This window comes from Kribbella pratensis (genome assembly GCF_004365355.1).
Taxonomy (GTDB): Bacteria; Actinomycetota; Actinomycetes; order Propionibacteriales; family Kribbellaceae; genus Kribbella.
The window spans coordinates 75085-100001 of the sequence record NZ_SODP01000001.1; the positions used below are offsets into that span (position 1 = coordinate 75085).

The window sequence follows — 24917 nt, forward strand, 5'->3', positions numbered from 1 at the left end:
GAGATCCTAGGGGTGGGCCGATGTCTGCGGAGCGGGTCTCCAGGAACCTCCGGCCGTGCCATGGCAATCATCGGTAGGGGTCATCCGGATCCTGGACCAGATCAGATCGCAGATCCGCGTGCGCTACCTGTCCGAGACCTGAGGTTGCACGCTCGGTTGTTTAGCACCTGTTTTGACGTTCAAACGCCTGTATTACAAGGGATTGCCTCGCGCGCGATCGCGATTCGGGTGTCCAGCGTTACAGGGATTGCAGCAAGTGACATTACCTATCCGTAGCCCTTCGGCGACGCTTCGGATCCCTGGCACTATGCATCCACCCGGCTACCCGCCGCGCTGACCGCTCCGCCCGTGGTCCGCTCCTCGTAGCGGCCGCTGGGCGCCGTCCCGAGGAGCTTGCCCGGTATGTCCCGCTACCGCCGCGTGCTGATCCCCATCTCCCTGGCCGTCGCGCTACTCGCGCCGATGCTCCCCACCCAGGCCTTCGCTCGGTCCAGTCACTCGATGGCCGCGGCATCGGCGGCTGACCTTCAGGGGTGGCGAAGCCAGATTGGGCAACCCGATCCTGAGCTCAACGGCGTACTGCCTGCCGCAGTACCCCACAACGAGAAAGCTCCAGCGCCGGTCAAGCGGGATGGTCGACGGGTCAAGGAGCTGACCAGTCAGAGGACTCCGACCAGCAAGGTCTTCGAGCTGGCGGATGGCCGGCGCGAGGCGGAGCTGTCCAGCGAGCCTGTTCACTATCGGGCGGCTGACGGGAGTCTGCAGCCGATCGACACGACGGTGCGATCGACTCGCGCCAGCGGGTTCAGTTTCGTCAACGAGACGAACAGCTTCCGGAGCTCGTTCGGCAACCGGTCAGACCAGCTGGTCCGGTTCGAGTTCGACGGCCGCAGTCTGACGCTCGGTGCGAGTGGCACGAAGGTGCTTGCCCCGACGAGTTCCGGCGACAGCGTGACGTATCCGGATGTTTTCGGTGATGCGGATGTCGTCTATCAGGTCGGACCCGATCAGTTGAAGGAGAGCATCGTTCTGCCGTCGGTGCCGGCCGATCCGACGTATCGCTTCACGATGAAGTTGGCCGGTGTGAAGGCCGAGGCGCAGGCGGATGGTTCGATTGCGTTCTACCGGCAGAGCGGGGTCGGCGGGCCGCTGTTCACGATGCCCGGGCCGTTCATGACGGACGCTCGTGATGACGCGTCCTCGCCGTACGGCAAGGCGTACAGCGAGCAGGTGACGCAGACGGTCACGCAGAACGGCGCGAACATCGAGGTCACGGTGCGGGCCGACGCGGCGTGGCTGAACAGCGCGGAGCGTCAGTATCCGGTGGTTATCGATCCGACGATTGCGATCGAGCCGGCGCCGGATCAGGCGCAGGACGCGATGGTGGACTCCAGTGCGCCGACGACGAACTACGGCGGCATCACCGGCCTGTATGCCGGTACGACGGCGTCGGCCAAGTACCGGAGTCTGCTGAAGTTCGACATCTCGAGCGTCCCGGCCGGCACTACGGTCGACTCCGCCCAGCTGAAGCTGTACTTCGATCAGTCGTTCGGGACCGACGCGAATGCGGTCCAGTTGGAGGCGCGACTTGGGGCTTCGCCGTGGACCGAGTCGACGGTGAACTGGAACTCGCCGGTCAACACGACGCTGGGCAGCCTCGCCTACAACATGTCGTACGTCGACGACAGCTACACCAGTAAGACGTCGATGGTGGGTGCCTGGCTGTCCGGTACGTCGGCAGCGGCTGATGGCGGCGGGTACAAGTATCAGAACGATGCCGCGACGGGATCGTCGTTCACCTGGATGCCCGATGTGACCGAGACCGGTTACTACGACGTGTACGCGGGGTACATCCAAGGGGCCGATCGCGCGACCAATACGCCGTACAGCGTCTTGCACGGCGGGGGAACGTCGAACTACACGGTCGACCAGACGCAGGGATCTGGGAATGTTCTGAAGGCCCTCGGCTCGCTTCCGTTCAACGTGGGTGGTGGCTACCGGATCACGATGGGTGACGTCGCGGGCAAGGTCACGACGGCGGACACGCTGCGGCTGATCAAGCGTGCCTATGACACGAAGGATGCCGGCGAGAGCAGTGTCTGGCATACGTTCAGCGTGCGCAACGCGGTGCAGTACTGGCTCGATGGCAACCCCAACAACGGTCTCGTGGTCAAGGCGACGGACGAGACCCTCGGGCGCGGTGGGCCGGTCTACGAGGCGAGCGAGTACGCCTACAACGGCTCGGATCTTCACAGGCACGCGAACCGCCCGAAGCTGGTCATTACCTACGGCCGTCCTGGGGTCACCCTCGCCGTGCCGACCACGATCTCCGCCACCGGCGCCACCCTGAACTGGAGCGCGTACGTCGACCCGAGCACCAGCACAGCCGACGACATCGTCGAGTATCAGGTGCATCGCAGCACCTTCCAGAACTTCACCCCGACCGCGGACACTCTGGTTTCCCCGGTGCCCACCGGAACCACGACGTACGCCGACACCAGTGCCGAGCCGACGCCTGCCGATGACACGTCGGACGAAGGTGACGGCTATTACTACATGGTTGCGGTCAAGACCAAAGATGGCGGGCTGACTCCGTCCGCGACGCAGCTTGCGCGTCTGCCGAAGGCCGGCCAGGTGGTCAAGTACATCCAGGCAGCTGCCGACTCGACGTTGTCGAGCGTGCAGTACGCGACGAACCTCGACAAGATCGACGGCGAGGCGTGGCTCGAGGTCGGTAACAACAGCACCTATGGCAAGACTCGGGCGGTGGTGAACTTCGGGACGGTGACCGGCGCTATCCCGGCGGGCTCGACGATCCTGGACGCCAAGCTCGGTCTGTGGAAGGCCCACTACGAAGGCGGCGCGGCCCAGCTCAACGCGCATGCGCTCAGCAAGACCATCGTGGAGACGTCCACCACGTGGCAGAAGGCCAGCTCGACGACCTCCTGGACCACACCGGGTGGGGACTTCGGCGCGTTGCTGGACTATGTTCCGGCCGCGAACATGGGACCGGATCCGACCTGGCATTGGTGGCAGGCCAAGGCCGCTGTACAGGGATGGGTCAACACGCCTGGCAGCGAGCATGGCTTCCTGGTCAAGCAGGCCACGGAGACCACGACCGGGCATGCGCTGTTCCTGAGCGCCGAGGCCGCCGAGCCGCTGTTGCGGCCGATCCTCAAGGTGACCTACCTGACCAAGACGCCGGAAACCACCTATCACGCACCGAAGACTCCCCAGCGGCAAGCACCCGCGGCTCAATATCCGGTCGATGTCACGATCACGAATACGCAGGCCTCGACGCTGAAGGCCTCCGACTACGCCTTGTCCTACCACTGGACTCTGCCCGACGGCACCGATGTCACCACGGCGGCGAATCGGCTGGACACGGCGTTGCCGGCTGATCTCGCGCCGGGTGCGGCGGTCAAGGTGACCGCTCAGGTGAAGAGCCCCCCGATTGCGGATCCGAGCAACAAGCGCGAGGACTTCCTGCTCAAGTGGGATCTTCGCAACAAGATCACCAACGCCTGGCTGTCCACGACCACCGGCGGCGTCGGCACCCTCGACCAGAACGCCGCGGTCGAGGAGCCCACCTCCGACCAACTGGGACTCGAAAAGTTCTACCAGTACGCCGGGAAGAACACCGGCGCCGGCTCGTCCACGATGGTGAACCTGGCGACCGGGAACGTCGTGTTCGGGTACAACGCATTCTCGAACCCCAGCCGGGGTGCGTCGACGTTCGTCCGGATGACCTACAACAGCCTGGACACCTCGGCATCGTCGATGGGCTACGGCTGGTCGCTGTCGGCGTCGACGCTCAACCGCCTCGGGTCTGCGCTGGACTTTCATCCACGTGGTCAGAAGTGGCCCGGTGAGATCACTCTGACTGATGGCGACGGGACGAGTCATACCTTTGCGCTCAACAAGCACGGGACGACGGATGAGACCAAGTGGGATTACGACCATCCCAAGGGTGTGCACCTGTACCTGCAGAAGGTGGCCGACCCGCCGGACAACAAGACCTCGGTGAACCGGGCCTGGTCGTTGACCCGGCCGGACCGCACGCAGTTCTTCTTCGACGACCAGGGTTTCCAGTCGGTCATCCGGGACAAGAACGGCAACGAGACCACGTTCACGTACGAGGACCGCAAGAGTGCGAACAAGCCGGTCAAGTTCCTCGACTACATCACCGATGCGGCGGGTCGGCGTACTCTCACGCTCGACTACTACGAGAAGGGTCAGGCTTACAGCTACATCAACGACGCCGGCGTGAAGACGGCGGCCACCAACCTGACGAACCCGAAGATCATCGACCAGGTCGAATCGATGACGGACATCTCGGGCCGACAGGTGACCTTCGCCTACTCCGACAAGGGCCTGATGGCCGAACTCGTGGACGGAGCGGGAACCACGTTGGCGAAGACGTTCAAGTTCGTCTACGACGCGACGAACACCAACAAGAACACCAAGCTCGTGCGGATCACCGACCCGCGCGGCAAGTCGACCAACCTGTCATACTTCGCTGCGCCCACCGATCCGAAGGACAAGTGGAAGCTCGAGAAGCTGACCGACCGGCTGGGCAAGACGACGACATTCGGCTATGTGCCCGTGACCACGCCCGGGGCAACAGTGGAGACAACCGTCACCGACGCGACGCCGCGGGCGACCAAGTACCTGACCGACAGCTTCGGCCGGCCGGTGCAGACGACCAACGCCAAGAACGAGGTCACGAAACTCACCTGGGACGACGACCACAACGTCACCCAGCTCGAGGAGGCCAACGGCGCCAAGAGCACCTGGAGCTACGACCCGAAGACGGGCTTCCCACTGACCGTCAAGGACGCCGAGGCCAACGCCAACGGGACGCCCGCGACGGTGTTGAGCTACAACGTCGGCGGCAACGGCTTCTACGGTGAGTTGATCCGCAAGACCAGTCCGGAGGGTCGCGCCTGGACCTTCGGCTACGACCCGCTGGGCAACCTGACCTCGGTCACCGACCCGAAGGGCAACGCCACAGCTACGGCCGACGACTACACCACGAAGTACACCTACGACGCCCTCGGGCAGCTGAAGACCTCGACCGACGCCAACAACAACACGACGACGTACTCGCTGTACCACGACACCGGATACCCGATGCGGATCACCGATGCGTTGACGCGGTTCACGGACTTTGGGTACGACGGTCGTGGCAACGTGCTGGCCGTCACCGACGCCAAGCTCAAGACGAGCAGCTACACGTACGACCTGTTCGGCCGGCCGATGACGAGCAAGGTGCCGAAGGACCAGAACGCCAACCTGTACATCAATACCCCGGCACCGTTGTATGACGCGAACGACAACGTCATGCAGGCAACCGCACCCAACGGCGCCGTCAGCACGAACGTCTACGACGACGCTGACCAGCTGATCTCCGCGAAGACGCCCAAGGACCTCGTGACCGGCCCGGAGCGGGAGACGAAGTACGAATACGACGTGGTCGGCAACCTGCTCCGGCAGACGGAACCGAAGGGCGCTCTGACACCGGAGACGACCGATTTCGTCACCAGCTACGCGTACGACCCGGTGTATCAGCTGCTGTCGGTTACGAACGCACAGAGTGACACGATCAGCTACGAGTACGACAATGTCGGCAATGTCGTGACGGTGGTCGACCCGCGCAAGTCCGCGTCCACCGATCCCGCGGACTTCACCACCAAGTCGACGTACGACAAGGCGCACCGGCCCAAGACGTCCACCGACGCCGCCGGCAAGACCACGTCGCAGGACTACGACCGCGACGGCAACGTCGTCAGTCGGACAGATGCCGATGGCAACAAAACACTGATGACGCTGGACGAGCGGGGAAAGACCGTTCAGGTGAAGGTGCCGCACAGCAAGGACGCCGGCGGCACGGTCACGTATCGCACTACCCAGGTGGAATACGACCAGGTCGGCAACCAGACCAAGGTGATCAGCCCGCGCGGTGTCGAGACGACCGACGATCCGGACGACTTCGCGCATGTCACGGCGTACGACGCGCTGAACCGGCCGAAGGAGCAGATCGCGCCGTACGACCGGGACGACGTGCGCTACAACACGCCGGACAAGACCGTCATGACGTACGACGAGATCGGCAACGTGACGAAAGTCAGCGCCCCGGCCTCCGAGGGGCAGACGACGCGCAACGACACGTCGTACACCTACTTCGACAACGGTTGGGTCAAGTCGAGCGCCGACCCGTGGGAGATCGCGGCCACCTACGGCTACAACGATCTGGGTCAGCAGACTGCGCGGACGCTGACCAGTGCCGGCGGCTCGTCGTCGCGCACGATGACGTGGGACTTCTTCCCCGACGGCAAGCTGAAGTCACGCAGCGACGACGGTGTGCCGGTCGGTTTGAACGTCGCGCTCGTCGACAACTCGGACACCGGTGATGTCGATGTCGCCGGGACCTGGGCCACCGCGACGACCGGCTCCGGGTTCCAGGGCACGGACTACCGGACCCACGCCGCGGCGACCGGCAGTACGGACAAGCACACCTGGAAGCTCAACGTGCCGGCCGACGGCAAGTACACGGTCTACGTCCGCTACCCGTCCGTGGCCGGTGCGTCGACAGCGGCGCCGTACTCCGTCAGCACTGGTTCGACACCAGTGTCCAAGCCGGTCAACCAGACCACCGGAGCCGGCAGCTGGGTCAGTCTGGGCCAGTTCACCTTCGCCGAAGCGACCACCGGCTCGGTCACGCTCGCTCCAGCCACCACGGGAACCGTTGCAGCCGACGCGGTCAAGCTCGTGCGCGACAACACGGGTGAAGCCGACACCGAGAAGAAGGACTTCACCTACACGTACGACGTCAACGGCAACCTGCTCCAGATCACGGACACCCAGCCGGGTGCCAAGGTCAGCGACTACGTCGTCACCTACAACGGCCTCAACCAGGTAGCCACGGTCGAGGAGAAGAAGGGCACCTCGCTCCTCAAGACGACCACCTACACCTACAACGAGAACGGCGAGCCGGTGACGCGCACCTTCGACGACGTCACGGACAAGAACGACCAGTTCTCGTCGTACAGCTACGACCTCCGCGACCTCGTCGAACAGGTCAAGAACGCCAAGTCCGCCTCCGATCCGTCGCCGAAGATCGCTTCGTACACCTACACGTCGCGTGGCGAGACCGATATCGAGACGAAGGCGAACGGTAACACCGTCGACAGCGACTACTTCCTCGATGGGCTGGTCGCGTCGCAGGTCGAGAAGAAGTCGAACGGCACCCTGGTCTCCCAGCATGCGATGGAGTACTCGCCCAACGGCGACCGGGTCAAGGACACCGCCAAGGTCCAGAACGCCGACAACCATTCGGCCTACCTGGACAACGTGTACAACTACACGTTCGACCCGCTCGACCGGGTCGCGAAGGTCGAGAAGAAGGACGTGACCAACTCCAACCTGATCTCGTCGGAGTCGTACACCCACGACGCGGCCGGCAACGTCATCGCTCAGACCGTGAAGGACGTCGACACGACGTTCAGCTACGACCGGAACCGGCTCCTCACCGCGACCACGGACGGCGCGACCGCGTCGTACACCTATGACCCGTTCGGCCGGCTGTCGCAGGTGTCGGCGGGCGGCAAGGTGATCGAGCGCAACACCTACGACGGCTACGACCGCATCATCAAGAATCGCCGGCTGCAGGACGACGGCAGCACAAAGACGACCGAGACCAGCTTCGACGCCCTCGACCGCACCAGCTCGAAGGTCGAAGGCTCCAAGACCACCGAGTACAACTACCTCGGCCTGACAGGCGAGGTGCTGTCCGAAGAGGTCGCCGGCCAGATCATCGCGTCCTACCAGTACACGCCGTGGGGCTCCCGTCTGTCCCAGGTGAAGTTCAAGCCGGACGGCACCTCGGAGGACTCCTACTACGGCTACAACCCCCACTCCGACGTCGAGACCCTCACGTCAGACGCCGGCGACACCCGGTCCACCTACGGCTACACCGCGTACGGCAAGAACGACGACGACCGCTTCACCGGCGTCGACAAGCCCGAAGCCCAAAACCCAGGCAAAGAGCCCTACAACGTCTACCGCTTCAACGCCAAACGCTGGGACCAGTCCTCCGAGTCCTACGACATGGGCTTCCGCGACTACTCCCCAGGTCTCAACCGCTTCCTCACCCGCGATACCTACACCGGCGCCCTCGCCGACCTCAACCTCGGCGTCGACCCCTGGACCAACAACCGCTACACCTTCGCCGGCGGCAACCCCATCACCGCCATCGAACTCGACGGCCACATCGCCATTGACGAAAACGGCGAGCAATATGTGCCGAAACCGTCAGGACCGGCGGTGGCGCCGACCGTTCAGAATCACGACCTGCAGATGATTCTGAACGATACCTACGCCAAGCGTGGCGCGCAGGATGTTATCGGCGATGGGAAAGCTGGAAGCGCTCTAGAGTTTGAGTTGCGGACCGGAAAGATGACAGAAGGGCGCAATGGGCGACTTGGGTATCACCACACCGATGTCGCGGACCTAGCCAGGAGATATTCTCTGATCCTCGAAGCTGATCGCAAGGCAAAGGGTGCTCTCCTGACTGAGGATGAAGCTGGGCGGGCGCGGTTCGAGTTCGCTGAGCTATGGGAGAAACTGTCAGCCGACGATCCGACTGGCAAGGTGACGGATAATATCCGTTCGCGCGGGCTCGCGGACTCCACATCGAATACGATGAAGAACATTCGGTCGACGGCTGCAGTTGCTGACATCACTGGCGAACCTTTTGAGCAAGTCCCCTACAAGCAGCCTCGGATCGCTCGTGCGCCGAGTGGTATGATATTTGGTAGAGCGTTGGGAGCTGCTGGTTTCGTGCTCGACATTCCGATTGCGATCGCGGCCTACAAATCGTACAAGGCGGGCAATTTCGACGAGTTAGCCAAGGCGGTTTATGGTGACCAATGGCGAGAGTTCTGTTATGGCTGCAGCGCGCCGGTCTCATAGTCATGTGATGTTCTTTTGATAACCTATGATCAATTACCTTCCGTTCTGGTGGAGTGGTTCCCATCCTCGGAGGAGTCGCTCAGCGCGCTGATTCGTGAACGGCCAGGCGAAGGTGCCGTCCTAACCTTTGGAATTGTCTCGGAATGCTTTTGGTGGAGTATATTCGAGCCAGCACTTCGTGCAAATGACGTAGATGCGATAAAGCGGTGCCTGGAGGTCACTGAACGCCTCCTTGATGAAGGTGACTCGGTAATCCAGGATGCCTTGAGTATAAGAGTTCTCGACTATCTATTCGATCCGACCTGGCAAGAAGCAGTCCTCCGATATGCTGGGCCGAAGGTGCGAAGAGTTCTGACTAGCCCGGATCATTTGTGAGTTGCTCTGGATCATCTACACCGAATATTGCGGGTCCATCAACTAATCCGTCGGCGTACCCGCTCCGGAGCCTCGGTTGAGCATGGGCTTTCGGAGCGGCCAACTCGGCGGCCACTACCCCCGTGAGAGGGTGCGTAGATGGCAGTAGAGCTCGAGGTCCATTGCTGAGCACACCCCGACCGGCTGGCAATATGCCGGATCGCCGGCTGGGTCATGCGCACAGTGCTTGATGTCAGGCAGGTCGATGCGACAGTCTCACAAAGCGGCGAAACTGTGTGGCATGCACGCTGGGGTATGTCGGTATCGGCGCATTTGGTCGAACTCTGCCGGGCCCGTACGAGTTTCCGGGTCGGTGCGGATCACGGTCGCACCTGGCGAACGTGGCGTCGATCTGGGCAAGCTCTTCGCCGTGGTGTTGGCGGATGCGACGGCGGTTCTGTGTAACCCGACCTGGCTCAAGGTTAGTGCGCACGGCTTGGTCAGGTGATCTGGGCGAGGGCGTCGCGTAAGTCGGTGGGCAGCGGGTCCTCGGCGGTGAGGACGTGCTGTCCGGCGGTTATTTGGACGGTGCGGTAGCGGCGTGCGGTGCGGACGAACTTCTTGATCGACCAGCCGGTGCGGGCCTCGATGAACCGGGTGATAGCTAGTGCGGCGAAGACGAGATCCCGACCGACCGAGCCTACTTCCCCAACGCCACCATCTGCCCATCGTCGTACGTGTCGATGGCGGTCAGATCACCACGTCGGAGGGCGAGGCTGACGACGCGTTCCCAGGATTTGGTGAAGCGCCAGACACCGGTGAGTTCTGCGGCCTCGGTGTCGTTGGCGATGAGTCGGAAGGCGCCGCCGGTGTCGGCGGCGGAGAGGTGGGCGTCGTCGTCAGCGGCGCCGGCATTCACCAGACGAAGGCCGCGCACCGAAACTTCCGCGCGTGCATCGTCCACTCGCATCGTCTATGTGACGGACACACGGATCCTGGGCGGGGACACCTCAGCGCCCGGCAGGGGGAACGCATTACCGCCGACAGACTGGGAATCTGCAGCCTGGCCTGAGAGTGGTGGAGCGATCTCAGCGGACGGTCACCGCCTTGGCGACCGAGATGGCCTGTGCGTGGTCGGCGTCTGCGGTGAAGACAGTTCGGTAGGCGTAGGTGCCGCGGGTCCTTGGCCTGATGCCGAAGGCGTAGGAACCGGTCATGGTGAGCTTGACGTTCGCGAGGGTCTTCCAGGTGCGGTTGATGTACTGCTGCAGATAGACCGGCTGGCCGGCGTGTGCGGGTCGCACGGCGCCGTAGAACTTCGTCGTGGCGCCGAGCGCGATGGTGGTGGGGGAGATGGCGGCACTGATCGTCGGCTTGACCTCGACCAGTAGGTTCGCGCTGCGGGAACCCATCAGCTCGGTCGAACCGAGATACGCGATCGCGAGGACCGAGGAAACCGACGGCTTGTAGGTGAAGCTGACCGCACCGGTCGAGGTCGTCTTCAGGGTGGTGAGCAGTTTGAAGGTCGCGACGTTCTTCGGACGCCAGTACAACGCCACGGGGGTGCCGGGCACCGGCTTGTTGTCGATCTTGAGCATCGTGCCCTTCAGTGTCACAGCGGCGCCGTAGGTGACCGATGTGGACTTGAGGCCGGCCGCAGTCTTGGTGCCAGTCAGCCGAGCCACGGCACCCGAGCTGAGTTTGCCGCTGCGATCCCTGACCCACGCGGCGAAGGTGTACGTCGTGGCGTTGGCGAGGCCCGTGGTCTTCACCGCTGCCCCGGTGCCGGCGTATACGAGAGTGCCGGTGCTCAACGAGGGAGCGGTGTTGCCGACGTTGCGTCGGATGATGACCTGGTCGAGGTCGGTCGTCGGTGGGACCTTCCAGGTCAGGGTCGCGCCAAGATAGGCGCCGGTGCCGGTGAAGGAACCGACCGGCTGGGGCGCGTTGTCGACGGTGCGGAACCAGGACGAGTAACCGGTGAAGTACCTGCTATCCGCATCTTGGATCGCGCCGATCCAGATCCGGTACGGCGTGTTGTCGAGCAGTGGTGCCGTGGGGATGAGGGTCACCGTCTGGGTGTCGGTGTCGTAGCTGAGGTTTGTCGCCACGGACGCGCCGGTCTTGCCGTTGATCAAGCGGACGGTGTCGCTGGTGATGACACCGGGAGGCACGGAGCGTCCGAATGTGACGCGAGGCGCAATATCGAGCGGGACGTTGGTGGACAGGCTCGCGACGGAGGCATCCCGGATCCAGACGCCGTCCCCTGTCGCGTTGCCGTAGGTGGTGCTGTCTCCGATGGTCAGAAGGTACGGCCTGCTGTCGTGTGAGCCGTTGTAGCTGCGCACGGCAATGTAGGTCGTACCGTCGATCAGGTTCACGTTGGTCGCGGCGTCCAGCGAGCCGATGACCTCGTGGCCTTCGTCGTCCAGTTTCGGTGACGGTGTTTGGGCGGCGCCGATGATCCGGAGATCCCGGTCGTAGACCGACACGACCGGTCCCATGTTCTGGGCGTAGTCCGCCGAACTGTACTCGGGGCTGGTGACGGTGACGACCGCGTTGCGTGCGGGCGAGTCGATCTTGTACCAGTCGACGTCTCCCTCGGAGTCGATGGATCCCGTGATGGCGTTTCCGTTGATCGGGCTGGCCTTGGCCGGATAGTCGTTTCCGTCCGGTGCTGCGGACGGGAACTCGCTCGTCCAGGTACCTCCGAGTGCTCCGTAGGCGTCGAGGATGCCTGCGCCGTAGTACGGATCGATGCCTCGGGGCCCTGCATCGCGGGCCGTTGCCTTTAGCTGTGCGACGACCTGGGCGGGGGTGAATGCCGGGTACTTGTTCCGCACGAGTGCGGCGACGCCGGCGACGATCGGAGCCGAGAATGACGTGCCGCTCGCCAGGCCGTACGGGAAGTTGGGTGCCAGCGCCCGCGGTACGGTGCTGGCGATGTCGAAACCGGGTGCGGCGAGGTCAACCCAGTCGCCGTACGAACTGAACCCGGTCAGGGAGCCGTTGTCGTCCGTTGCGCCGACGGTAAGCGCCTCGGGGTAGGCAGCTGGGAACTGCGGGACGTTGTCGCCGCTGTTCCCGGCGGACACCACGACGACGACGCCCTTCGCGACTGCGTTGTCCACCGCGTCGTGGAGGATCGGGTTGTCGCCGGGTCCGCCCAGAGACATGTTGATCACCCGGGCGCCGTGCGAGGTTGCCCAGTTGATGCCGGCGATGATCTCGTCGTCGGTGCCTTCGCCGTACTGATCGAGGACCTTGACCGGCTGCACCTTGGCGTTCCAGGCCACGCCCGCGATGCCGGCGGCGTTGCCTGTGTTCGCGGCGATGACACCGGCTACGAAGGTTCCGTGGAAGTTGTCGTCGACCGGCGCGGTGCCGGGGGCAAGGACGTTGTACCCGGGGACCGTGCGGCCGACGAGGTCGGGGTGGCCGGCATCGACGCCGGTGTCGAGTACTGCGACTGTCTGGCTGCCGGCCGTCTTGGTCACGTCCCAGGCCTGCGGCATCCGGACGGTCGGCAGGTACTTCTGGTTGGCGGCGTACAACTCGTCGTTGGGGGTGGCGCTGGCCTTGCGGATGTAGTTCAGTGACGCGAGCTCGACGCTGGGGTCGGCGCGCAGCTTCTTGAGCAGGTCAGTTGCGGGTTCTGAGCCGGTGACCTTGACGACATCGTGTGTGATGGAGTCGCTCGCCCGGCCCGCGGATCGGCCAAGGGCCTGTTTCCTGGCTGCCGATGTGGCTCCGGCCTTGAACTTGACCACGACCGACGACTGGTCGTAGACCGGCTTGGACACGCCCGCGGCGAGCCCGAACCGTGCGGGCCGCGGTTCGGCAGCCTGGCCGGACGATCCCGTCACGGTCACCAAAGTGGCCGCGATCAGGGTGGCCGGGACACCGAAGCGAACAACCAGAGCAGAACGAGATGGCAACGGATCCCCAAGGGTCTCGAGTGGGCGGATCGCCGGATCTCGACGGATCGCGACGCTACGCCGGAAGCTCGGGGTCCGGGCGCACTGGCTATATCGGCACCGTCAGCCGGTCGTTACGGCGGTGATCGGACTGTGACCATCGTTGTCACCAGGACGCTGGGACAAGATCCGCTCCCCAGCAGTGCGTCCGGTGCTCTCGCGCGCCGGCCGGCCCGCCCTCGGCCTGTTGGACTAGTGGGCTTGCTTCGTGGTGTCGGCAGGGGCAGCCGGGTTTAGGGACACATTGGGATCAGAGCGGGTGTCCTCGAGTTCGACAATCTCGAGGACGAAGTGCGTTGCCACTAGCTGCAACTGGTCTAGCAGCTGTGGTTCGGCCCTGCTATAACTCTGAGGCCCCCAACGTCAGGAGTTCTGATGCGCCGCCCGCGTGTCGTCGTTGCCGGTCTCGTCTGCGCGGCTGTGATCGCCGCTGGAGCCGTGACTGTCCCATTGACCATTTTCCGTTCCAATCCTGCCGAGGCGGCCGTCACCGCAGAGCAGGGCGAGCTGCTGGCCCCGTTGTGGGACGACGCGCAGCATCCGTTCACGTCTGTCGGCACCTCTGAGTACTTCGCGTATCGACAGGACCCCTGGAGCGGCGCCAGCAACAAGAACTGGCAGGTGGCCAGCGTGGCCGACGGGCACATTGTGATTCCCGATGTCTCTTCGGAGTACTCCGGTCCGGCGATGGCCGGAAAGTATTTCGTCAAGGCGACTTCACCCAGCGTGAGCCAGTACAAATACGAGTACATCGATCCCGCGACGTCGGAATCCAAGGGCACCGTGCTCATCCCGGATTGGGCAGTCTGTTTGCACGAGGTCGGCGTCGTCTTCCGAACGGTGGACAACGACGTGCAGCACCTCTGGATCCAGCAGCCGGACGGTGCGAAGCGCGAGCTAGCCACCACGCCGATCGGGACGCTCGTGTGCATGGACCAGGACGCGCGCCACCTGCTCGTGAAGACGGTGGACGATCTGCGGCTGATCGACGTGCAGACCGGGGCCAGCAAGACCATCGCGGCGGTCTCCCCGGAATGGGCGACGCTGACGCCCGGCCGGGTGTTCTGGCGGACTGGGCAGACCGCGACCGGGCAGCAGGTGGCGTGGGCCGATCGGGACGGTCAGGCGAGCGGGACCGTCGATGTAGGTTTCACCGAGGATCTGCAGACCCTGGGCGACGACCTCCTCGTGCTCCACAAGACCGCCGCCGACTACCAGTACGAGGTACGGCGGATCGCCGCGGCCGACGGCGCGGTGAGCGCACCGCTGCTGACCGATGCCCGCGGTGGCACCGCACTCGACGACGGAACCTTCCTCGTCGGCCGGCCAACGTCGCTCGACCTCTTGTCCGGCGACGGCGGTCGCCGCGAGGTCATGCCACTGCCCAGGGCGCGCGAGCTGGCCTGGGGCATCGGCATGTCCGGAGACCGGGTGGTCGCGTCCTGGATGGACTCGAGCGACATGGCGTTCTTCGACGTCCCGATGTCCGAGATCACGACGACCGCCGGCGCCGAATGGACACAGCCGAGGACGTCGATTCCCGGCCTGCAGCGCCCGGACGAGCCGTTCCAGCTTTCCGGCGACGTGCTGGTCACGACGCAACGCACCCCCGGCATCACCCAACCGCAGTACGTGGTGGCGTGGCCCGGCGGACACCGCGACATTCCCATGACTTCTCTGAACACCGTCCGGCTCGGGCGCGGCGGCCGGCTGCTGACCACCTTCGTCAACGGAGTCGGGGACGTCCTTCAGGACGCACGGACCGGCGCACCGGCCGACGCGGCCGTCAAAGACCGGTCCAAGACGGCTATCGACGGCACCTGGGTCTGGACCGGGCCGGACAGCACCGGGATTCTCTCCGGCAAGGACACCAGCACCGGTCGGACCAAGACCGTACAGGCCACCGTCCCGCAGAGCTGCGCGCCGGGCGCCGGCCTGCAGGTTGCTGGTCGCTGGGCGACGTACTGCGGTGTCGTGGTCGACCTGCTCGGAGTGGTGCCAGACCGGACCCTGACCGTCGGCGAAGGCTGGAGCCGCGTCCTCGGCGACGGCTTCATCGCCTCACTCGCACTGTCACGCGACAACCCGCCGGAGTTGCTCGTCACCGATCTGAACGACCCAGACTTACCGCACCGCAGCTACGGGTACGTTGCCGCCCAAGCCTGGCGGGACGAGCGGCGAATCATCGCCGAGGCGGGTGCCGAAGATCCGCGGTTCGCCTACGTCGACAACGCCGAACAGGTCCGTGTCACCAAGGTCGACTGGCTCAAGCCGGCGCCACCGACCACCAGGGCCGACAAGACCGCACCGACACTGACCTCGGCCACGGCCGGGCCGCGGACCTCGCCGACACAGTCGATCGCGTTCAGCTACGCCTTCACCGACCCGACCTCCGACGCGGAGCCGGCCAGCGGCGTGGCGTCCTACGACGTCCGCATCCAGCAGCGCACCGGCGCCAGCGGCGCGTACGGCGCCTGGAAACAGCAATGGTCCGCCACGACCGCGACCAAGGTCACCATGACCGCGGCACCAGGAATGGACACCTGCTTCCGGGTACGCGCCACCGACAAGCTCGGCAACGTCAGCCCCTGGAGCGCGTCACAATGCAGCCAGGTCGACGGCACCAAGCCGACCCTCGCGCGTCTCTCGCCCAGTGACCGGGTCCGGTACACCTCCGCCGTGAAGTTCACCTTCTCCTACAAGGACAACACCCAATTGGGCTCCTACGACGTGGTGTACCGGACCGCGGGGGCCGGTCGCTCGCTCGGCCCCTGGGTCTTCCCGGCCGCCTGGCAGAAGACGAAAACCCCGTCGGTGTCGATGACCGTCGCTGGCGGCTCCGACACCTGCTTCATGGTCCGCGCCCGCGACGCGGCCGGAAACCTGACCGCCTGGTCACCACAGGTCTGTACGTCGCTGCCACTCGACGACCGCTCGCTCAGCATCACCGGCTCCGTAACCCGGGCCACCACCGCGATGGGCATCTACGGCACCGCCTCGCGCCTCAACAAGCCCGGTGCGGGCCTGTACCGCACCGGCCAGGTCGGCAACCGGATCGCCGTCGTCGCGCTCAGCGGACCCGGTCAAGGCGCCGTCGACGTCTGGCACGCGGGCCGCAAACTCGGCCGGATCTCACTCGCCGCGACCAGCTGGAGCAGGCGCACCTACTACCTGCCGGTCACCCCCTACGCCTCCGGCACGGTCTCGATCGTCTCGGCGAGTACGTCGTACGCCTGGATCGACGGCTTCACCGCGCTACGGTACTGAAAACCCCCGAAAACAAACGGACTGCGCCGATGGGCGGCGCAGTCCCAATCGGAGAGGATGTCAGGTCATCCGGCCGGGTTGCCGTTGTGAAACCAGGTCACGGTGACCGTCTGCCCTTCCAGCCGGGGGTAGAAGCGACAGCCTCAAGAACCACTCCTTGTCGATCGGCCTGGAACTCCAGGCGGCGGTATCGATTCCTCGAGGAATAGCCAGTTCGGAAGAACGGCCGAGCCCCGTTCACCGCCTGGAGCCGAGCCTGCGGTGCCCTCCCGGTGCCAAACCCCGGCCAGCGCGGCGCATGTCAAGACTCGGCTTGCCGATCCCGCAGGGACGCCGCAGGCGCTCTTTATGTAGGTCGTGGTAGCCGTACGATCGAGCGGCGTGGGGGCGGGCTTCTTGCCGTTCTTGCCACGCGCCTTGCCGAACGCACTCCACCAGCCCATGGCCGAACAGATCCGCCACGCGGTTCGATCCGCCATCGGCTCACCGGCATCGCGGGCCTCGTCGACCAGGAACCGGTAGCCGAACTCCGGGTCATCGCGGTGAGCGTCGAACAACGCGTTGGCCCGGTAGGCCTGCTCGAGCTCGGCAGTGGTGACCGGCCTGGCCAGCCACCGGTAATACGGCTGGCGAGCGATCTTGAGTACCCGGCACGTCACCGCGACAGGGATCCCGTCAGCGGCCAGCTCGCTCACGAGCGGGTAGAGCCTTTTCCCGGAAGACTGGCCTGGGACAGATACGCCGCCGCCCGGCGCAACACCTCATTCTCCTGCTCCAGCAGCTTGATCCGCCGACGCGCCTCGCGCAGCTCGGCCGACTCACCACCAGACACACCCGGCTTGACGCCCTCGTCGATCTCAGCCTGTCGCAGCCACTTGAACAGCGTCATCGGATGGACCCCGAAGTCCTTGGCGACCTGCTCGACTGTGACTCCGGGTCCCCGATCGCGAGCCACGCGAACGACGTCATCACGGAACTCACGTGGGTAAGGCTTGGGCACAGCAACATCCTTCCAGGCCACCTCTCGGCAAGCCATTTCAGATGTCACCTACTCGTGCAGCAGACCCACCTACTGCACGCCGGTACTGCAGACAGTGAAGCCCAGAACTCCTGATGTGCGGGCGATCCGCAATTTGCACGATGATGGGCATATGTGGGTTCGGCTGATGGACTGGATGATCGCCGACGGGGAGCGATCGTTGCCAGGCGTCGGCTTGCTGCTCACTGGTGTGGGTCTACGGGTGCGTGGCGAAGTGACTGCTGCGCGACCCGACTCGCCAGATGAAATCGTCGAGGCTCAGAAGGCGCATCCACATGAGGTCATGTATCGGCTGACGGGCCGAGCGGGTGCGCCCAGGGACTTTGACGTGGACACCGGACAGGGCGGACGGCATGCGGGCGCTGAGTTCGTGCTAACAGTCGGGTCTGACCGATACCAAGTGCAAACGGACGGCTGGGCACGTGATGTGCCGACAGGGTCTCGGGTGACGGTGACAGGACGCCTAACGGTGGTCGGCGAGTACGAGTGGGAGGCATTCGCGCTCAGCGAATCGCGGGCCGACTGGCTCGTGAAGGCGGTCGCACCAGCCGATAGCGACGACACCATGCTCGACCTCGTCGCGCCGTCAAACGGCTAGGCGAAAGTCCGGATCTGCCGCGTTGGGCGCCCGGCGGACCGCGATGCCGGACGATCGGCCCCGAGCGACGTCGAGTCTGGTTTAGCCCTTCTACGTCGCGGACAGTGTCCACGGCGCAACCGCCCAGGTCACCCACCGAATCTCAGTTCAGGGCTTAAGGGAACCTATGTTCTAGTCGATGGATCGGGTGGCATGGCGGAGGCGGGGCCTCGGGGCAGTTCCTAGAGGAAGTCAGGGTCGGTGAAGGCATGTTCGAGGGCGTCAGCGGCGGCTGGATTGGCGGCTTGGCGGCCCATGTAGACATCCTGGGTGATCGAGACCTTGGCTTGGCCTAGCTGGTCGGCGATTTGGCGGGCGGTGTGGCCGGCTTGGTCGAGTGCGGTGGCGGTGGTTTTGCGAAGGGCGTGGGACTTGATCCACGCGAGTTTGTCCGACTCTGCTGGTCGGGTGGCTTCGTCGACCTGGGTGAGTAGGTCTGGGTGCTCGTCGAGAGCGATCTTGTAGGTGCTGACTAGTTCCGCGACCAGTTGACGGTCGACTTTGATGCGGCCGGTCTCGAGGAGTTCGACTCTGGTTTGGGGCCAGGTGAGCAGTTCCGCGACCTGTTGGCGGGACATGCCGGCGTCGCGGCGGAGGGCTCGGAGGGTGAGGCCTAGATCGCGGCGGGCGGTGCTTCCGACCGGTGACAGTACGTCGCGGAGGGCTCGGCGGGTGTTGGAGGGGTCTCGGTAGCCGCCATGGGTATCGGAGAAGATCGGGTCATCGAGCCGGATGCCGGCGGCATGGCGCATGCGCAGCACCGCGACGGCCCAGTTGGGGAGATGGAGGATGCGTACGCCGGCCTTGGACTTGGTGGCCTTGCGGATCAGGCCCACGCCGCGGAGGCGGGCGATGGTGTGGGTGATCTCTACAGTGCCGGCTTCGACGTCGACCTGGGACCAGAGGACGGCGAGGGATTCGCCGATGCGGACGCCGGTGCCGAGCATGAAGGTCGCCAGGTCGGGGAGGTCAGCGCGAACGGCGTAATCGTTCGTGGCGAGGTGCTTGCGGAGCAGGGTGACTTGTTCGGCGGTGAGGGCCCTGGGTGGGTTCGCGGCGGGGGCTTCGATGGAGTCGATCTCGCGGACCGGGTTGTAGGAGATGGCGCCGAACTGGACGGCGATTCTCATCATGCCGGACAGGACGGCGCGGCAGGTTTTGGCGGTGGGGGCGCCAGCGCGGTGCTTGATCTTGGTGATGGCGGTGTCGAGGCGTTGGGTGGTGGCCTCACCGATACGGAGTTCGGCCAGGGCGGGGCGGATGTGGTTCTTGATGACGCGTCGGTAGGTCTCGAGGGAGGTCGGGGATCGCTTGCCATCTGCGACGCGTTCTTCGAACTTCTTCTCCCACAGGTCGATGAGGTGGGAGATCTTGTGCATTGCGGTTAGCTCGCCGGACTGATTGGTTCTGGCCCGGTCCTGGAGCTTCTTCAGCAGGGCGCGTTCGGCCGCCGTTTTGGTCTTGCCGAACGCGAAGACCAGGCGGACGTGACCGTCGTGATCTCGGAACTTCGCCTTGGAACGGTAGGCGGCGGGCTTGCCCTTGTTGTCAGTTCTCTCAACGCTGGTGGAGATGCTTCCCCAGGTTCCGATGGGAAGTGGGGGCCTCGGTATGTCATGCCTCCAACCGTGGTGATGGTTGGCTGCTCAACGCCGGTCGCGGCAGGGAATCCGAGAATCTGGCAGTGATGCGAACCGATGTGATGTGACGCACAGTCACGGTAATGCTGCGTGCGCGGGGCCGACTCGGAGTCGAGGACGTGAGCCTGCTGCGAAGGCAACTTTCAGGAAAGAGGAACGTAAAGGGTCCGTGCCAGACATGAAGAGGCCCAGGGCACCTTCGTGACCTGGGCTTTTGTGCGCCGCCAGGGACTCGAACCCCGAACCCGCTGATTAAGAGTCAGCTGCTCTGCCAATTGAGCTAGCGGCGCATTTCTTGCTTTCGAACGAAGAGGATCGTAGCAGGGCTGTGGGGGAGATGCGAAATCGGTTAGCGGGTGAGGATGGTCATGGCGGCGTTGTGGCCTCCGAGGCCGGAGACGGCGCCGCCGCGGCGGGCGCCGGAGCCGCAGATCAGGAGGTTGGCGGCGTCGGTTTCGGTGCCCCAGCGGCCGGCTTCGGAGGGGTCGGTGACCCAGGGCCATTGGAGGTCGCCGTGGAAGATGTGGCCGCCGGGCATGCCGACGGATGCCTCGATGTCGTACGGCGTTTTGGCCTCGATGCAGAGGTTGCCGTCGGCGTCGCGGGCGATGCAGTCCTCGAGCGGCTCGGCGAGGTACGACTCGAGGCCGGCCAGGACGCGGCGGGTGGCTTCGGTGCGGACAGCATCGTTGTCCGAGGCAAACAATCGGGCCGGGAAGTGGACGCCGAAGACCGTCAGGGTCTGGTGGCCGGAGGCAATCAGTTCGGGGGACAGGATGGTCGGATCGGTGAGGGAGTGGCAGTACACCTCGGACGGCGGCACGGCCGGCAGCTCACCGCGCAGAGCGGACTGGTATGCCGACTCGAGCTGGCTGTAGTCCTCGTCGATGTGGAACGTGCCGGAGAACGCGCGTGCCGGGTCGTCGCCGGTCTTCAGGGCCGGCAGACGACGCAGCAGGAGGTTGATCTTCAGCTGCGACCCCTCTGGCCTCTCCACGCCGGTCTGGCCACGCAGCGCAGCCAGCGTCGACGGTGCGACGTTCGACAGCACCCAGGAGCAGTCCACAGACCGCTCACCGTCGCCGCCGAGCCAGGTGACCGAGCCGCGTACGCCGTCCACCTCGACAGCGGTCACTGACGAGTTGGTGACGAGTGCGGCACCTGCGCGCCGGGCCGCGGCGGCGAGCGCATCGGTGACCGCGCCCATGCCGCCAACAGGCACTCGCCACTCACCAGTGCCGTTGCCGATGAGGTGATAGAGGAAGCACCGGTTCTGGATCAGGGAGTTGTCGTGCAGTCCGGCGAACGTACCGATGACGCCGTCCGTCGCGACGACCCCACGGACGGTGTCGTCGGCGAAACGCCGTTCGATGGTCTCGCCGAGCGGCCGCTCCACCAGTTCGTCCCAGAGCGCGCCGTCGACACGGGCACGCATGTCATCAGCGGTCTGGAGCGGTTCGAGCAGTGTGGGTGCGACAGCCTCGGCCAGCGAGCTCACCGAGCCGTAGAAGTCCGCCCAGGCCTCGTACTCCGTGTCGCCACCGGTCAGCGCCCGGAACGACTCACGGGTGACCGCACCCTCCGGTCGCTCCACCATCAGGCCGACGTCGCGGCCGGAACGGCGTACCGGCGTGTACGACGCGACCGCGCGCGAGCGGAGGTCCAGACCGAGGCCAAGGTCGGCAACGACCTTGTCGGGCAGCAGGCTGACCAGATACGAGTACCGGGACAGGCGGGCGTCCACACCCGGGAACACGCGCTCGCTGACCGCTGCGCCACCGGTGTGCGCCTGCTGCTCGAGGACGAGGGTGGACAGCCCGGACTGGGCCAGATACGTGGCGGCGACGAGGCCATTGTGCCCCCCGCCGACTATGACGACGTCGTAGAAGTCCTTCATCCCACCGGCCAATCGAGCTCGTGATAAGCGGCGTCCCAGAACATCCATTCGTAGCGGCACGCCATCGCGAAGTGCTGATGACAACGGTCCCGCTCCGCGGCTCCCACGTCCAGTCCGTCTGTCACGGCGAGCACCTGCTCGACGACCACGTCGAACTCCTCCGAGCCGTACGTCTCGATCCACCGGCGGTACAGCGGGTCCGGTGAAGACCGTTTGAGCAACTCCCGCCCGACGTCGCGGTAGATCCAGTAGCAGGGCAGTACGGCGGCCACGGCCTCGGCGTACGTACCGGTGGCGCACACAGCGGTCAGATAGGACATGTACGCCGTTGTGGTCGGACCCGAGCCGGCTGCGTCGACGTCCTCGGCGGTGATGCCCAGTGACTCCAGCAGGGACGTGTGCAGCTCCCGCTCGACCGCGATGGCGTTGGCGGCGTGCAGCGCGAACATGCTGACAGCGTCTTCATCCGGAGCGCGCCCTGCGACCAGGCTGAGCGCCCGCGAGTACGCGCGCAGGTAGTGGCTGTCCTGGATGATGAAGTACCGGAACGCGTCGTGGTTCAGGGTCCCGTCGGTCAGGCCGGTGATGAACGGGTGCCGGACTATCTCGTCGTACACCGAGGCGGCACCGCGGTCCCACAGCTCGCCGGAAAACGTCATCCCAACTCCTCGCCGTTGAATGCGACCGACCTTATCCACAGACGCGGCGACGGCACGAGACGAACGTCACTCGTGCGCCGTACTCTGAGGCATGAACAGCCAGGGGGAGATGCCGCCGGACACGCCGCTGCTGCGACGTATCCGTGCGTCGGTGATCGGTGACGACCAGGTGATGCCCGGGCCGTACGGTCCGCGACGGGTGACGTACGCCGATTACACCGCCTCCGGGCGCGCGCTGACGTTCCTCGAGGACTTCATCCGCGACGAGGTCCTGCCGCGGTACGCGAACACCCACACCGAGTCCAGCGGGACCGGTCTGCAGACCACCCGTCTGCGCGAAGACGCTCGCCGGATCATCCACAACAGCGTCGGCGGCGACGACGAGACCGCGCTGATCTTCTGCGGCTCCGGCGCGACCGGCGCGATCGACAAGCTGATCGGGATCATGGGACTGCGGATTCCGGCCGAGCTCGACGATAAGTACCACCTGACCGATCAGATACCGCCGGCTCAGCGGCCGGTCGTCTTCATCGGGCCGTACGAGCACCATTCGAACGAGCTGCCCTGGCGTGAGTCGATCGCGGATGTGGTCGTGATCAGCCAGGACAGCGACGGCCATATCGACATCGACCAGCTGGAGTCGAGGCTGCAGGAGTACGCCGATCGGCCCCTCAAGATCGGATCGTTCTCGGCGGCCAGCAATGTCACGGGCATCGTCAGCAACACGCAGCGGGTCTCGGCGCTCCTCCACCGGTACGGCGCTTTGTCGTTCTGGGACTGCGCCGCCGCCGCGCCGTACGTCGAGATCGACATGTATGGCGGCCGCGACCAGGACCCGCTGTCGTACAAGGACGCGATCTTCCTCAGTCCGCACAAGCTGATCGGCGGGCCGGGCACTCCCGGCGTACTGGTCGCTCGGCGGGAGCTGCTCCGCAATCGGGTGCCGGATGTGCCGGGCGGCGGGACTGTCGCCTATGTGAACCCGCTCGAGCATCGGTACCTCGACGACCCGATCCACCGTGAGGAGGGCGGGACGCCGGCGATCATCGGGTCGATCCGCGCCGGGCTGGCGTTCCAGCTGAAGCAGGCGGTCGGGATCGACGTGATCCGCGCGCACGAGGACGCGTACCTGCGGCGGGCGGTCGAGGCGTGGAAGGCCGAGCCGGACCTGCAGATCCTGGGCAATGTCGACTCCGAGCGGCTGTCGATCGTCTCGTTCGTGGTCAAGGCTCCGTCGGGGCGGTATCTGCATCACAACTTCGTGGTCGCGCTGCTCAATGACCTGTTCGGCATCCAGTCGCGCGGCGGGTGCTCGTGCGCCGGCCCGTACGGTCACACGCTGCTCGGGATCGACATCGATCGCTCGCACCTGTTCGAGGAGGAGATCCTGCACGGCTGCGAGGGGATCAAGCCCGGCTGGGTGCGGGTCAACTTCAATTACTTCATCTCGGAGGCCGTGTTCACGTACGTCGTCGAGGCGGTGAAGCTGGTCGCCCGCGACGGCTGGCGGCTGCTGGGGGACTACCGCTTCGACCCGTCCAATGGCCTGTGGCGGCATCATCGGGGGCCGGTCGAGCCGCCGATGCGCCTGTCGCAGGTCGGGTACGACGCCGACGGCAAGCTTAGATACCCGCGCCACGATCACACCGCTCCCGAGTCTGCTCTGGACGACTACCTCGCTGAAGCCCGGGACCTGCTCTCCACGTGTCAGCAGGTCAGCGATCCGGAGGGTCAGGTGAACACCGACTTCGATCACCTCCGTTGGTTCGACCTGCCGTCGCGCTGCCTGATTCGTGACTAGCCGGGTGCTGGGGGTCGATGCCTGCAGGAAGGGCTGGATCGGCATCGCGGGAGATCTGCGGGCGTACTTCGCTGTGACGATCGGCGAGCTGGTCGAGCAGGCAGAGGTCGACGGGTCGCTGGCGGTGGTGGGGATCGACATACCGATCGGGCTGCCCGAGCGCGGGGTGCGCGAGGCCGACGTGCTGGCAAGGCGGGCGGTGGGCAGGCGGGCGTCGTCGGTGTTCGCGACGCCTGTGCGGGCGGCGTTGGAAGCCGCGACGCATGCGGAGGCAACGGCGTTGAACGTCGTGGCGACGGGGAAGGGCGTGAGTCAGCAGGCGTTCGCGTTGGCCAAACGGATCCTTGAAGTCGATGCGTGGGCGCCGGGTGCGGACTGTGCGGTGATCGAGGTGCATCCGGAGGTGTGTTTCGCGACGATGGCTGGTCGGCCGCTGTTGCACGCGAAGTCCACCTGGGCGGGTGGGGAAGAGCGGCGGCGGTTGCTTGCGGGCGTTGGGATGAGTGTGGTCGGGGATATCGGTTTGGCTGGTGAGGTGGCGGGCGTCGACGACGTACTCGATGCGGCTGCGGCTGCATGGTCGGCCGGGCGGTACGTCGACGGGCGAGCTCGCGCGTACCCGAACCCGCCGGAGATGTTCCCGGACGGCTCGTCGGCCGCTATCTGGGCCTGA

At 65.2% G+C, this 24917-nt stretch carries 13 protein-coding genes, 1 tRNA gene and 1 pseudogene; 6 read left to right on the forward strand and 9 right to left on the reverse strand.

Features of this window, described 5'->3' with window-relative positions; all coding sequences use genetic code 11:
• Positions 1 to 402 precede the first annotated feature (402 nt).
• Together EV653_RS00320 and EV653_RS42835 are read left to right on the forward strand one after the other, a co-directional pair.
• Positions 403 to 8973: a golvesin C-terminal-like domain-containing protein gene (locus EV653_RS00320; RefSeq protein WP_134096801.1), complete on the forward strand. Its 8571-nt coding sequence runs from the start codon at positions 403 to 405 to the stop codon at positions 8971 to 8973.
• Positions 8974 to 9021: 48 nt separating this feature from the next.
• Complete coding sequence (locus tag EV653_RS42835; RefSeq protein WP_441294965.1) at positions 9022 to 9348, forward strand: DUF7674 family protein; 327 nt, start codon at positions 9022 to 9024, stop codon at positions 9346 to 9348.
• Between the two features lie 479 nt (positions 9349 to 9827).
• Here EV653_RS42835 and EV653_RS41920 read toward each other — a convergent pair.
• The 3 genes and pseudogenes from EV653_RS41920 to EV653_RS00335 form a co-directional block, all read right to left on the reverse strand.
• A pseudogene (locus EV653_RS41920) lies at positions 9828 to 10010 on the reverse strand (IS1634 family transposase); the annotation flags it as partial.
• A gap of 17 nt (positions 10011 to 10027) precedes the next feature.
• Entirely contained in the window at positions 10028 to 10264 is a 237-nt protein-coding gene (locus tag EV653_RS00330; protein ID WP_166679250.1) for an AAA family ATPase, read from the reverse strand.
• Between the two features lie 151 nt (positions 10265 to 10415).
• On the reverse strand, positions 10416 to 13193 hold the full coding sequence (locus EV653_RS00335) for a S8 family serine peptidase (protein WP_238159476.1): 2778 nt from the start codon (positions 13191 to 13193) through the stop codon (positions 10416 to 10418).
• A gap of 486 nt (positions 13194 to 13679) precedes the next feature.
• Between EV653_RS00335 and EV653_RS00340 the strand changes: the two genes are divergently transcribed.
• Positions 13680 to 16571 (forward strand): hypothetical protein, encoded by a 2892-nt coding sequence (locus EV653_RS00340; protein ID WP_134096805.1) that lies wholly within the window; start codon positions 13680 to 13682, stop codon positions 16569 to 16571.
• 143 nt (positions 16572 to 16714) lie between these two features.
• On the opposite strand, the gene EV653_RS41520 is transcribed toward EV653_RS00340, so the two are convergent.
• Together EV653_RS41520 and EV653_RS00350 are read right to left on the reverse strand one after the other, a co-directional pair.
• Positions 16715 to 17266, reverse strand: coding sequence for a hypothetical protein (locus EV653_RS41520; protein WP_202871433.1), 552 nt, complete (start codon positions 17264 to 17266; stop codon positions 16715 to 16717).
• Complete coding sequence (locus EV653_RS00350) at positions 17263 to 17571, reverse strand: transposase (RefSeq protein ID WP_134096807.1); 309 nt, start codon at positions 17569 to 17571, stop codon at positions 17263 to 17265. Before EV653_RS00350 ends, EV653_RS41520 begins: the two co-directional genes overlap by 4 nt.
• 166 nt (positions 17572 to 17737) lie before the next feature.
• On the opposite strand from EV653_RS00350, the gene EV653_RS00355 reads away from it, so the two are divergent.
• On the forward strand, positions 17738 to 18208 hold the full coding sequence (locus EV653_RS00355; protein ID WP_134096809.1) for a hypothetical protein: 471 nt from the start codon (positions 17738 to 17740) through the stop codon (positions 18206 to 18208).
• Positions 18209 to 18429: 221 nt separating this feature from the next.
• On the opposite strand, the gene EV653_RS00360 is transcribed toward EV653_RS00355, so the two are convergent.
• The 4 genes from EV653_RS00360 to tenA form a co-directional block, all read right to left on the reverse strand.
• Positions 18430 to 19626 (reverse strand): helix-turn-helix domain-containing protein, encoded by a 1197-nt coding sequence (locus EV653_RS00360; protein ID WP_134096811.1) that lies wholly within the window; start codon positions 19624 to 19626, stop codon positions 18430 to 18432.
• Positions 19627 to 20104: 478 nt separating this feature from the next.
• Positions 20105 to 20177 (reverse strand) — tRNA-Lys (locus tag EV653_RS00365).
• A gap of 59 nt (positions 20178 to 20236) precedes the next feature.
• Positions 20237 to 21784, reverse strand: coding sequence for a phytoene desaturase family protein (locus EV653_RS00370; protein ID WP_134096813.1), 1548 nt, complete (start codon positions 21782 to 21784; stop codon positions 20237 to 20239).
• Positions 21781 to 22443, reverse strand: coding sequence for a thiaminase II (gene tenA / locus EV653_RS00375; RefSeq protein WP_134096815.1), 663 nt, complete (start codon positions 22441 to 22443; stop codon positions 21781 to 21783). The genes EV653_RS00370 and tenA overlap by 4 nt, the downstream gene beginning before the upstream one ends.
• A 91-nt stretch (positions 22444 to 22534) precedes the next feature.
• Between tenA and EV653_RS00380 the strand changes: the two genes are divergently transcribed.
• Positions 22535 to 24244 (forward strand): aminotransferase class V-fold PLP-dependent enzyme, encoded by a 1710-nt coding sequence (locus EV653_RS00380; protein ID WP_134096817.1) that lies wholly within the window; start codon positions 22535 to 22537, stop codon positions 24242 to 24244.
• Complete coding sequence (locus tag EV653_RS00385; RefSeq protein ID WP_134096819.1) at positions 24237 to 24917, forward strand: DUF429 domain-containing protein; 681 nt, start codon at positions 24237 to 24239, stop codon at positions 24915 to 24917. The genes EV653_RS00380 and EV653_RS00385 overlap by 8 nt, the downstream gene beginning before the upstream one ends.